This is a genomic window from Pantoea sp. S18 (assembly GCF_045689705.1).
GTDB lineage: Bacteria > Pseudomonadota > Gammaproteobacteria > Enterobacterales > Enterobacteriaceae > Pantoea > Pantoea symbiotica.
Genome location: NZ_CP142689.1, coordinates 272,502 through 283,831 on the forward strand (window position 1 = coordinate 272,502; position 11,330 = coordinate 283,831).

An 11,330-nucleotide genomic window follows, 5' to 3' on the forward strand; every position below is an offset into this window, starting at 1 on the left:
GGATAACTCTCTTATGGAAATTTTAGATACCTTAATGCAGGCGATCGCCACCTATCGCTACATCTTCTGGCCGCTTTTCGGGTTGTTGGCGCTAACACTTGGCGTGATCAAATGGTGGGATCAAGTTCGTTACTTCTTCCTCAACCTGTTTTGTTCCCTACCGCTGTTTGGCCACATCACCCGTTTGTCGCGCAGCCATGAATCTCGCCGTGCAGGCACCGGTGGACGCATCTGGCATCCGGCAGAAGAAGCGTTGTGTGGCAAGTTCTATCAGTTTCATAGCATTTCTAACCGCGATGCCGATTTTTACCTGCGCTGCGTTAACTATCTGAACAAAGTGGATGAGCGAGGCCGCAAACCGACCAGCGTGGTGTTGTGGTTATGCAGTATCGCTCTCGTCATTCTGGAAGCCTTTATCTTTGCGCTGGTGCTTTCACCATTCATTGCCAACAACATCTCTGCCAACCAGGCAGAATTGTCGGCGATTGTAGTTTCGGTGCTGATTGGTGTGATTTTGGTGCCCGCAACCCATTTAATGGGCACGCAGTTACACAAAAATACGCTGCTGAGCAAAATCCGCTACTGGCATAAAGAAGCGCGTCTGGAAGGCCATGCGCAGGCGTTGGTGAAAGATAACCGTGTCTCGCTGGAAAATAGCCGCATTGATGATGATGCACCCAGCTATTTGCAAATGCTCAACCGTGTGAACCACGGTATTGGCGCAAAGCCGCAATATGTCCAAACGGTGGTGACGCTGCTGTTGATCGTCACCTTCGCGGTAGGCGCCTATTTCATTCGTGCGGCAACCATCAATGCCGCCGAAACCCAGGCTGTCAATGGCACGCCGTTTAGCCAGACCAGCGCGGCGAGCAACGCTTCACCATTTGAGTTGCCACAACAGGCGGTGGAAGATAATCAGCAGGCTGATAAGCAAGCGGCGAAAGAGGTCAGTGATAGCCGCGTGTTCGCTTCCAAATTAACCTTCATTATCCTGTCGGTGATTTTCATCGGCGTACAGATCATCGGAATTTTGATTGGTTATTACCGTTCTCTGGTCGGTATCGAATCGCGCCTGGCGGCGAAATATATCGGTAATTTCAGCAGCTCTGAAGAGTTTGCCGCGTGGTACGCCATGCGCCGTGAACGCGTGGAGCGTGATGCGCAAGATAAACTGGCGAGTTTGCAGAATCGTATGGCGATGCAGCGTGCCAGCAGCGCCAGCATCGCGCAAACCGATGTACGGACCTTTGATGACTACGTGCGCGGTAAGCAGCGCGATAAAGCGTTGGCTGACGATCAGCATCAGCAATTTAACGCCACGCGCGCAACCGTTGCTCCAGAGCGCCCGGTACATCAGCCAGAACCGGCTTTGGTATTTGAACCCACAACGCCAACGCCTGTACCGGTGGCACTGGAAACGGCACCTGCTGCTAACGCCGATGAAAAAGCGCGTATTGCGGAGTTAGGCGATCTGACGGCGTTAGATGATGAAGAACTGCGTCTGGTGGCTGAGGATTTAGGTTTGCCAATTGAGGCGCTACTCAGCCGTCGCAAAGTGCAGCGCGTGCTCAATAAGGCTCGAGGTTAATCCGGTGAAAATCAGCAAATGGTGTTTGCTGCTGTTAGCCGGGGTGAGTGCCCTGGCGCAGGCTGCGGATCGCAACGATATTCCGAGCTGCTATGACTATGCCAAACTTAGTCAATATCGCCCGGCCAACAGCGGTCGTGAACTGGTGGTGATTATTGATCAAACGGTTAAAGTGCCGCTACAGATCAAAAATGCCAGCTGGCAGCAGATCATGCGTTTTAGTCAGCCCGGCGATCATGTGGTGCTTTATCAGTTCTCGGCGTTGTTGCAGAACAATTTCATGCAGCGCTTATTTGATGGGCGTCTGGAGCCGTTACTCACGGACAAGAAAATCCGCGACAATCAAGGCATGGAGAGTTTGAAGAACCTCGACAAATGCCTGAGTGAGCAGAAGCAATATTTCGCGAGCGCGTTGGGTGGGCTGATGGCAAAAAGTTTCGCTGAGAAGGGCGATAACATCGCTAAAAGCGAGATCCTCGATAGCCTTAAGCGCATCAGCCACGATCTTCAGCAGGATGAAAGCGCATCACGCACCTTGTTCCTCATCTCCGATATGCTGGAAAACAGTGCTTTCGATAGCTTCTACCGCAATAACGCGCTGCGTTTGCTTTCGCCAGAGAAAGAGTTGCAGCAGGTTAAACAGCAGAACTTGTTAGCGGATTTTGCTGGCGCAAAGGTGTTTGTCGCAGGTGCAGGATTGATTGATACCGATGCGAAAAACAATTACCGCTCAGGGAAAATCATTCAGCAGCTTGAGATATTCTGGCACGACTATTTTACTGCGTCGAATGCTGAGTTGGTGAGTTTTGGTGCACCGGCATTGAATGTGGATTTGCAGTAAGTTGTTGAGGACGATGTGTTAAATGCCTCAGTGATAAAACTGAGGCATTTAATAATAAGCGGCGAAATTAGGTCTTAATTATTTATAGGTCACTTAAATGATTTTATGATTATTAACCGATTTAACGCGCACGGAGCCAAGTTGTTAAGGAAGCGCTTGATGTGACTGATTGAGTGCAATCGTACGCACTTTATCAACACCTTGGCGCGTACAGGTAACGGAAGTTCCCTGCTGTTGAGTGGTCGTCGTACAGGCCGGTTCAACAATCGCACCGCTAAAGTAGATCGTGCCACTCCGCCATCGCCGTTTGCAGCAGCATCAGGCCTGACAATAAAACCAGGACTTTACACATAGGCTATCCTCCAGAACGTCTAAAAGGATTTTCGTCCTCGTATATTTAAACTTTAGAGGATAAGAAGCGGCTTAGGAATAATCTTGGGTTTTAAGGGTGCTGACAGGCTTATTACGACGTCTGAACGATGTGCATTTTCCTTTGTTAATTTGGCTACCGTAAACCTCAAGCCAACCGGGAGTAAATTCGTGCGCTTTGAGTTGCAAGTTCAATGGGCGACGCAATTATCTGAACGTAGCGGTCATCAGGAATAGCCAAACATCTTGACCCACATGGATAATATCAATGAGAAACGCTCTAACCTTCAGCTTTATTCCTCCAGCCCCTTTAGTATTTTCCCATTTTTAAAAAATCCATTTAATTGATGCCAACATTATCCAGTTTAAAAATTCTATCAGCAGAATCAATTGTGCTTTTTCTGTGCGCCACAATTACACGTGTGATTTTGAGATTCGCAATACTCATGTTAATTCGGGCTTCATTGTTTTCATCAAGACTGCTTGTTGATTCATCCATGAAAATAATGGTCGGACGGCGGTAAAGGGCCCGGGCGATCATCAGCCTCTGTTTCTGACCTCCCGATAATGAACCGCTGAGTTCGCTGAGGTGGGTACCATACCCCATTGGCAAAGATTCGATATCATCATGGATACAGGCAGTACGTGCGCAATCATGTATAAGCTGCTCATCCGGTTGGGTTGAAAAACCGCTTATATTTTCAGCTATGGTTCCTGCAAGAAGACGATCGTCCTGTAATACGCAAGCAATACTGTCCCGGTATTTTGCAAGGCCGTAACTCATAAGCTCGCATCCATTCAGCTTAATTACACCTTGCTGCGCAGGAATTAAACCTGCAAGTATCTTTAGCAAAGTAGTTTTTCCACACCCGGAAGTCCCGGTAATTGCCACGCTGCTTCCTGCGGGAATGCTTAATGAAATATTGCTAAATACCGGTTGACTGAAATCGTCGTAGCGGAATCCGATTTGCTCACAGCTAAGAGTCACTCTTTTTTCAGTTTTCCCCGCATGATTATGTTCGTTCGACCCGAAATTTTCAGCAGGAGAAAGGAGAATGTCAGAAATTCTTTCCTGGTGTAGGCTCATCATCCTTATCTGTAATGCAGAAGTGATTATGCTGCCAGCTCGCGCTGAAAACAGTGAACGATAAGAAGTGAACGCTAGCAGCATGCCTAGTGATAATCCACCGTTAATTACTGCCTGGGTGCCCAGCCAGAGCACCACAATATTATCGACAGCACTGATAAAAGTTTCTGTAGTAGCGTAAAAAATACCGAATTTAGCGTTTTTAATATTAGCGTTTAACTCATTAACATTGAGCTGGTACCAGCTTCTGGCGCGTTGTTCGTGCATGTTCATACTTCTTATTGTGCTAACGCTATAAAGAGACTCCATAAAATGGGAGTGTTGACGCGCGGAACAAACGATCTGCTCTTCAGTAATCTGACGCATGTAGCGGTAGGTACTTAGCCGCATAAAAGTATAAAGCAGAGTAAACATCACGACGATTGCAAAGAGGGCGGGTGCATATAAAAGCATCATTGCTGATGTGCCAATTAGCATAATGCCATCAAGGATCATCTGCACTATGTTTGTCGTGAACGTTTCTCTCAACGTGTCCAGGGAACTAAAGCGAGAAGCAATGTCCCCCAATTTTCGCTTTTCAAACCACAAAATAGGAAGGTTCAATAAGTGCCTGAACATCCCTCTCCTCCACTGGAGCTGAATCTGCATGCCTGTAGTCATCGTAAGCCAGGCGCGCAGCACTGCAATCACTGTTTGTGTTATTACCATTAGGAACATCGCCATGCAAATCAGTGTAAGCAACCCGATATCTTGCGCGGGCAGGACGTGGTCCATAATGAACTGATTTCCGAGGGGCATGATGAGCGAAAACATTTCGACCAACAGTGAAAGACAAAAAAGTTTAACAAGAGCTGTTTTCAGGCCCTGTATGTACCTGAACATTTCACTAATGCGAAGTTTGGGCGTAACGGGGGCTGCCGAAGCAACCTGCGCTCCAGGCCAAAGCTGCAATGCCACACCGGTGAAGTGACGTGAAACCTCTTGTAAAGGTATAACCCGGCGTCCGATAGCTGGATCGTGAATAATACAGTTTCTACCCCTGAAACCGACAAGCACGACGAAGTGGTCCATGTCCCAGTGAAGAATGCAGGGTAATCGTAATAATGGCATCTCATGTAATTCGACAGATACGGCCTGGGTTTCAAACCCTTCGCGGCATGCAACCTCATTAAGAGTGGCCAGAGTCAACCCCCTTGCTGATAAAGAATGTCTACTACGAAATGCAGTTAGATCTTGCCCTGCACCATAGTGATTGATCACCATCAGCAGCGAAGCAAGCCCGCATTCAGCTGATTCAGACTGCAAGATGACGGGAGTAGATTTTCGCCAGAAAAGGTTTAGCCCGCTGGAATGTTTTTTTCTCATGCGGGTCCTTCCACACTTTTCCGGACCTCGTAGAGAGGTGATATAAGCCATTGCCAAAGTGGGCGACGCTCAAGATAGAGAGTTACGGTGGCAGTCAGACCGTTTGAGAGATGAATTTGCTTGCCGTCATAGCTGAAGCTTTCATCGTCCAGCGAGCAGATTATACGGAAGTAATTTCCTCCGGAACGCGTCAGTTCCTCACGGGGACCACTTCTCCAGGAAGACATTTCCTGCGATGAAGACGGAATTAAGGATATTTCAGTAATGCGACCAGCAAATTGACCGAACTTCTGCCAGGCAAATGCATCATAACGGATGCTGATCGGGTCGCCGGTTCTAATGTAGGGCAAACTGCGGTCCGGCACCCAGAGGATTAAACGAAACCCTTTAGAATCATCAGGCATTAACTGAGCCAGGCTATCGTTAAACGTCACATACTGGCCAACACTTGTATTAACGGTATCCAGACGACCGCTTAAAGGGGCAACAACATATACATCAGCTTCAGCTTCAGTCGATGAGCGTTGTCGTTCAAGGTCTCGCAGCCGGAGTTCATTCTCAAGTATCTGATTCTGATACTCAATACGGCGAGCATCAATGTCAGCTTCAATGCTGATAACCTGCATTTTCTCCTGAGCATTCTGGGAATTGATACCATTCAGCAGGCTTTGTTGCTGATAAAAGTTGTTAAGTTGAAAAATGTACTGATCGCGTGTTATCAGACCTCTTTTTTGGTACTCAGCATAGTTTGTAAGAGTCGCTTCAAAAGTCCTGAGCCCTTGTTCCGTTTTCTTTAGTAAAAGTCTCGATTTTTCATATAACACGGAGTAGCGATCGCGTTGTTCAGCGAGACTTGCCAGAACGCTCGACTGGCTTTTATTTAGCCCCTCAACAATCTCACGGACTTTCTCTTCCTGCCTAAGAATGGCTTCTACGTTACGTTCACCCACATCGCCATTATTGGATTTTCTACCAGTGCTTATGCGTAAAATCCTTTGCCCTGGTGATATGGTGTCTCCTGTCTGAACATAAACCTCAGAGACATATCCTTGATATTGGGAAAAAATGTTTACGGGCCTTACAGTTGTTGTAACTTCCCCTGCGACAGTATTTCTCCGAGTGTAAGAACCCTTGGAAAGTAAAACTGCCGTCAAGCTTAAGATAGTTAACGTTAAAATAAAGACGGTACGACGATTAACCCCCTGAACATTAAGTACGGCTCCAAAAGGAGAATGTTTTGTACCGATGGCTTCCTGCCTGAATAAATTATTCATTAAAATTATGATTCTTCCTGAAAAAGGTAGGTCTTTGAGAAAAAGCCCCTCAGTTTACTTGAGGAGCTTTAAGATTAGTTGCTGTTAAACCAATCGTAGAATTTAAATAGCCCGGAATAAAAAGCGTAAGTACCAATGAGCATAAATATCCAGGATGCTACTCCCATAAATCCATGCGTATTCATCGGGCTACAAGGGCCAGCTTCATTGGATAGTGGGAATATAGTTAAAACCCAAGCTGTATTAATCAGCAAGCCACGCGAATTTGTTCCTGGAGCAAATCGTTTCATGATTCATTCTCTATTACCAGGTACACTGACCGCCAATGTTATTTGAGGTACTATTGTTACCGCCACTACCTCCATAAGGGCTGTTATTACAGGAAAGGCCCCCACTGAGCGCACCGGTTGCAGCTCCAACGGCTACGGCTCCCATGCCTGCCGGACCTAAGGCGATTGCACCAACAGTGCCAATGATGGCTCCCATACCTACCTGGTTAGCGCATGTGCTGGGTGCGCCACCGGCGCGACCGCCATTAGAATCACTGTTTACTCTTCCCCCTGTCGACTTATCAGAGAAGTTTCCTGCACCAGATACCATTTCCATTTCTTGCAAGTTCAGCATTTTCATAAAAGCTCCTTTTTATATGCCCCGTACATAGGGCATTAAGAATCTAGCAAGAAAAAAACATTGTGGGAATAAGTTAAGAATGATTATTTATTGGGGGTGTGAATCCGGAAAGTTAAAAAACAAGACAGTTCTCATTTGTGTGTTTTTATAAGATGATTCTTTATTAAGGATCAAATAAACACAACGTGTATAGTGTATGAGGGTTGTGATTAAAGCAGTTCCTTCATAAAGCACTCAAATGACGGCCTGCAGCATCATTCAATTTTTGCAATGAATGTCACAATAAAATCCATTACACAATTGACATCAATATCGAATAAGATTGGAACTCGAAGGAGTTTAAATTGTCAAGTTCCATTATTGGAAGGCTTCACTGGTATTTCCAATATTACAACCCATATTCCCCGCTCAACAACCCAAACACCCAATCGTTATGCCACGCATTTCTCAACCAGTAACTTTCCCGCAGTTCACCTTCTAATACAAAACCGACTTTTTCCAGCAGCCGACGAGAGGGCATATTGCCTGCGGTGACAGTGGCACTCAAACGTCGAATGCCACCGTCGCTAAACGCATAGTCACAAATCGCGCGAAGCGATTCGTGTGCATAGCCTTTGCCTTGCGCTTCCGGCGCGAACAGAAAGCCGACTTCGGCGCAGTCATTTTCGCGATGAATATAGCCGCTGACGCCAATGCGATTGCCGGACTGTTTTTCCCGCACTACCAGACACAACCAATGCGCGCTGCGTGGTGACCAGAGTGGCAATCTTGCTGTGAAATCGGCGTGAATTTTTTCTTCAGATTTTGCATCGGCAATGTAATGCATGACCTGTGGCGAGAGCTGGAGTTGACGGAAGAAATCCCAGTCGTCTTCGGTGATCTGCGAGCAGGTGAGTCTGAGGGTTTCGAGATGCAGTTTAGCGGTCACATTTCACCTTCGTTTATCAGATGCGAAAGTGAATTAAGGTAAACCAGGTCGCCATAAATGGCGACCCTACAAATCACAACTGGAACCGCAACGCCACGCCAAATGCCTGCTCGGCAGCGACAATAATCGCTGACGCTTCCTCGCGGAACGGCACGTCGCCGAGCAGCAGGCTGGCTTTCACCTTGCGCAGATCCGAGGTGCGCAAGCTCAATCCTGCCATGCGCGCGCTGCCGTCGTAATCAATCGGTAATCCAGCGAAGCGTTGCGTGACGTATTCCGCAGAGGCAAAGCGCACCGTCGCCACGCCCGCTTTGAGCACAAACGCGCCTTCCTGACAGGCGGTGAGTTTATCGGCACCAAACAAGCGGCTGTAAGGTTGTGCGGCAGCGGCGGGATCCTGCGCCACCACCACGAACTCGACGATATCGCTCACACCATTAGGATGGACGCGCCACGCGTCCTGCCACACCGAATCCGGCGTGTCGTGTTGGCAAAAGAAGCTGCGACCGTTCGAAACCAGCGACGGGCGCAGCCGCACGGTGCGGAAACGCGCTTCCTGCTCGGTGCCGTCCGGCAACGTCACGGGGCGGAAAAAGCTCGCGGGCAGATCGCCGTCGATGTCCTGACTCTCCAGATAGCGCCACACCGCGTCGGCATCTTCGGTTTTCCACACCAAACCGCTAAGGCCAATCGGCGACTGCCACAAATCCTGGCGCAGGTTGCCGCGCCCAGCTTCAAACCCCAACAGCTCCAGATAGTTATCACCAAAAATTGCCAGATGATTACTGGAGCCGAGCGAGTGATGGCCGCGCTCGGTCAGCTGAAATCCCAGCCGACGAAACAGCGCGCTGGCGTCATCCAGTTGGCTGGCAACGTTGATCACCACATGGTCGAGACGTGGAACAGGTACAGAAATCGCCATCGGTTTTCTCCTTGCTCTCATGGTCACGATGCCAGCGCCTGTTGCTGGCGCAGCGTCAGCAGCGCGCGCTGGGCCAGTTCGGTGAAGTAATGCACCGCCGGCTCCAGCATCGCTTCATCCGGATCGAATCCGGCGTGATGCAGGCCAAATTCACTGGCGCTGCCGATGCTGACGAACGCGCCCGGCAACTGCTGCAGGTAGAAGGCGAAGTCTTCGCCGCCCATTTGTGGAGTGCCGACTTGGGTTTGATAGCCTTGCTCTGCTGCCAGTTCCAGCGCGAAATCGGCCCATTGCGGTGTGTTGACCAGCGAAGGCGGGCCTTCCTGCCAAACCAGCTCCGCCTGAGCGCCAAATCCGGCGGCGATCCCATTAACCAGCGCTGCAATTTTTTGTGGGATCTGCGCGCGAATCGTCGTGTTGTGGGTGCGTACAGTGCCTTCCAGTTCCACCGTTTGTGGCAGCACGTTCCAGCTGTTGCCTGCGGTAAAGCGCGTCACGCTAACCACCACCGATTCCAGCGAACTGAACACGCGGCTCGGCAGCGATTGCAGTGCGGTGACGATGTGGCTGCCAATCACGATGCTATCAATACCTTCATGCGGACGCGCGGCGTGCGCGCCTTTGCCGGTGATGTTGATCTGGAAGCGATCAACGTTGGCATAATAGGCACCGCCGCGCGTGCGCAGCGTGCCGGTTGGCAGATCCGGCGCGTTATGCAGCCCGAATATCGCCTGCACATCTTTTAGCACACCCGCCGCCAGCAGCTGTTTCGCACCGGTAAAAATCTCCTCGGCAGGCTGAAACAGAATGCGCACGCGACCAGGCAACTGGGATTCGATGCGTTTCAGCTGCTGCGCGACGCCCAGCATTATGCTGCTGTGCAGATCGTGGCCGCAAGCGTGCATCACGCCCGGCTGCTGAGATCGCCACGCGTGATCGCTCTGCTCGTCAATGGGAAGGGCATCAATGTCGGCACGCAGCGCAATCAGCGGTTCGCCGTGACCGATCTCTGCCACGACACCGGTTTTCAGCTCCAGCGGCAGCAGCTTGACGTTCAGTTCCTGCAGCCAGCGGGTAAGGCGTTCCGTGGTGGCAAATTCCTGATCCGAAAGCTCGGGATACTGATGCAGCTCGCGTCGCCAGCGCACCAGCTGTTGATGGGAAAGATCCGTCATGGTCATCCTTGTGTGTGTTCAGGTAAGAAAGGTTCGCCAAGCGTCAGCATCAGGCGGTTCGCCCAGGCGAAGAAGGCGGCGGATTGAATCAGGTCCAGCAGCTCCAGCGTGCTGAATCCCTGATCGCGCAGCGCCTGCAGCTGTTTCAGGCTGGTGGCGGGAGGCGTGATCGATAAGGTGGCGACCAGATCGATCTGCGCCGCCCAACGGGCCGATTGTCCGTGCGACAGCTCAGCGCCAGGCGCGACATTGAGCAGCTTCTGCACCGCCGGTTCATCTTTCGACAGCTGGCTGGCTTTGCGTGCATGCACTGAAGCGCAGTAGATGCAGCCGTTGACCTTGCTCACTACCGTGGCGGCGAGCTCGCGCTCGGCACGCGAGAGTCCGCCAGCGGTGTAGAAGATGCCTTTATCGGTCAGCGTGCGCTGTTCGAGTAGCGGTTGATTGCGTCCCAGCAGGCGGAAGTAATCGGAATCGCTATGGCCGAATTTCGCCAGCGTTGCCTGCTCTTCAGCGCTAAATTCCTGCAGCGGTTTCGCCGCCAGCCACGGTTCCCAACCCAGTTCCTGTTGGGTAAAGGCGGTGAGGGCGGTTTTGCCGCTAACGGTGAGCGACGCATCGTGCCACTTTCCGGCAACCGCATGCGGCTGCGACGCCGTCTCTTCGCCGTTGAGCAAACGCAAACCCGCGAGTAAGCGGCTCTGGAAGCTGACAAAGGCAATCAGTTGAGCCAGCGTGACGATACCGCGCGGCGACCAGCCAGCACTTTGCAGTTTTTCGATGTGCTGCGGCGCGGCATCAACCGGACGCAGGCTCAGCAGTTCCGCAAACGCCAGGCCCGCATTGAAGCGTGCGTTGTGCGGCTGATCGTGCTGGCGGTAATGCGCTTCGAGACGCGATGCGCCATGCCAGGCCGCGACCTGCGCGGCGAGGGCGAAGCGTTCTGATAACGGCAAATCTTCATCATCTTGCGAAAACAACACATCGTAGCTGCCTTGCGTATGCTGCGTGGCGGCATGACGCTCGGCGCGGGCCTGCGCCAGTTCAGACGCGGGATCGATATCCGCCAGCGCGGCCAGTAAATCTGTCGGTTGAGACATGAAATTCTCCAGTTAAGCGTTAGAAGGTCACCATGAATGGTGACCCTACAA

General features: G+C 50.7%; 9 protein-coding genes. 2 read left to right on the top strand and 7 right to left on the bottom strand.

Features of this window, described 5'->3' with window-relative positions:
- Nucleotides 1–13 precede the first annotated feature (13 nt).
- Both VIJ98_RS21125 and VIJ98_RS21130 read left to right on the top strand, forming a co-directional pair.
- Nucleotides 14–1,588 carry a hypothetical protein gene (locus VIJ98_RS21125; RefSeq protein WP_323271363.1) on the top strand — a complete coding sequence of 525 codons (1,575 nt, stop codon included), beginning with the start codon at nucleotides 14–16 and terminating at the stop codon, nucleotides 1,586–1,588.
- A gap of 4 nt (nucleotides 1,589–1,592) precedes the next feature.
- On the top strand, nucleotides 1,593–2,429 hold the full coding sequence (locus VIJ98_RS21130) for a hypothetical protein (protein ID WP_323271364.1): 837 nt from the start codon (nucleotides 1,593–1,595) through the stop codon (nucleotides 2,427–2,429).
- A gap of 709 nt (nucleotides 2,430–3,138) precedes the next feature.
- Here the strand turns inward: VIJ98_RS21130 and VIJ98_RS21135 are convergent.
- From VIJ98_RS21135 to VIJ98_RS21165, 7 genes are all read right to left on the bottom strand, one after another.
- The gene (locus tag VIJ98_RS21135) at nucleotides 3,139–5,250 is read right to left on the bottom strand and encodes a peptidase domain-containing ABC transporter (protein ID WP_323271365.1); all 2,112 of its coding nucleotides are present in this window, start codon (nucleotides 5,248–5,250) and stop codon (nucleotides 3,139–3,141) included.
- Nucleotides 5,247–6,524, bottom strand: a complete 1,278-nt coding sequence (locus VIJ98_RS21140) for an HlyD family efflux transporter periplasmic adaptor subunit (RefSeq protein ID WP_323271366.1) — start codon at nucleotides 6,522–6,524, stop codon at nucleotides 5,247–5,249. Before VIJ98_RS21140 ends, VIJ98_RS21135 begins: the two co-directional genes overlap by 4 nt.
- Before the next feature lie 303 nt (nucleotides 6,525–6,827).
- Nucleotides 6,828–7,154, bottom strand: a complete 327-nt coding sequence (locus VIJ98_RS21145) for a hypothetical protein (protein ID WP_323271367.1) — start codon at nucleotides 7,152–7,154, stop codon at nucleotides 6,828–6,830.
- Nucleotides 7,155–7,542: 388 nt separating this feature from the next.
- Nucleotides 7,543–8,082: a GNAT family protein gene (locus VIJ98_RS21150; protein WP_323271368.1), complete on the bottom strand. Its 540-nt coding sequence runs from the start codon at nucleotides 8,080–8,082 to the stop codon at nucleotides 7,543–7,545.
- 73 nt (nucleotides 8,083–8,155) lie between these two features.
- Nucleotides 8,156–9,004, bottom strand: coding sequence for a VOC family protein (locus VIJ98_RS21155; protein WP_323271370.1), 849 nt, complete (start codon nucleotides 9,002–9,004; stop codon nucleotides 8,156–8,158).
- Between the two features lie 23 nt (nucleotides 9,005–9,027).
- Nucleotides 9,028–10,179, bottom strand: a complete 1,152-nt coding sequence (locus tag VIJ98_RS21160) for an amidohydrolase (RefSeq protein WP_323271371.1) — start codon at nucleotides 10,177–10,179, stop codon at nucleotides 9,028–9,030.
- A 2-nt stretch (nucleotides 10,180–10,181) separates the two neighbouring features.
- Nucleotides 10,182–11,279 carry an alkylhydroperoxidase domain protein gene (locus VIJ98_RS21165; RefSeq protein WP_323271372.1) on the bottom strand — a complete coding sequence of 366 codons (1,098 nt, stop codon included), beginning with the start codon at nucleotides 11,277–11,279 and terminating at the stop codon, nucleotides 10,182–10,184.
- Between the last annotated feature and the right edge of the window lie 51 nt (nucleotides 11,280–11,330).

What these genes read in the sequence shown, in the direction of transcription:
- VIJ98_RS21125 (WP_323271363.1), top strand. Translation starts at nt 14, where the DNA reads ATGGAAATTTTAGATACCTTAATGCAGGCGATCGCCACCTATCGCTAC.
- VIJ98_RS21135 (WP_323271365.1), bottom strand. Translation starts at nt 5,250, where the DNA reads ATGAGAAAAAAACATTCCAGCGGGCTAAACCTTTTCTGGCGAAAATCT.
- VIJ98_RS21140 (WP_323271366.1), bottom strand. Translation starts at nt 6,524, where the DNA reads ATGAATAATTTATTCAGGCAGGAAGCCATCGGTACAAAACATTCTCCT.
- VIJ98_RS21145 (WP_323271367.1), bottom strand. Translation starts at nt 7,154, where the DNA reads ATGAAAATGCTGAACTTGCAAGAAATGGAAATGGTATCTGGTGCAGGA.
- VIJ98_RS21155 (WP_323271370.1), bottom strand. Translation starts at nt 9,004, where the DNA reads ATGGCGATTTCTGTACCTGTTCCACGTCTCGACCATGTGGTGATCAAC.
- VIJ98_RS21160 (WP_323271371.1), bottom strand. Translation starts at nt 10,179, where the DNA reads ATGACGGATCTTTCCCATCAACAGCTGGTGCGCTGGCGACGCGAGCTG.
- VIJ98_RS21165 (WP_323271372.1), bottom strand. Translation starts at nt 11,279, where the DNA reads ATGTCTCAACCGACAGATTTACTGGCCGCGCTGGCGGATATCGATCCC.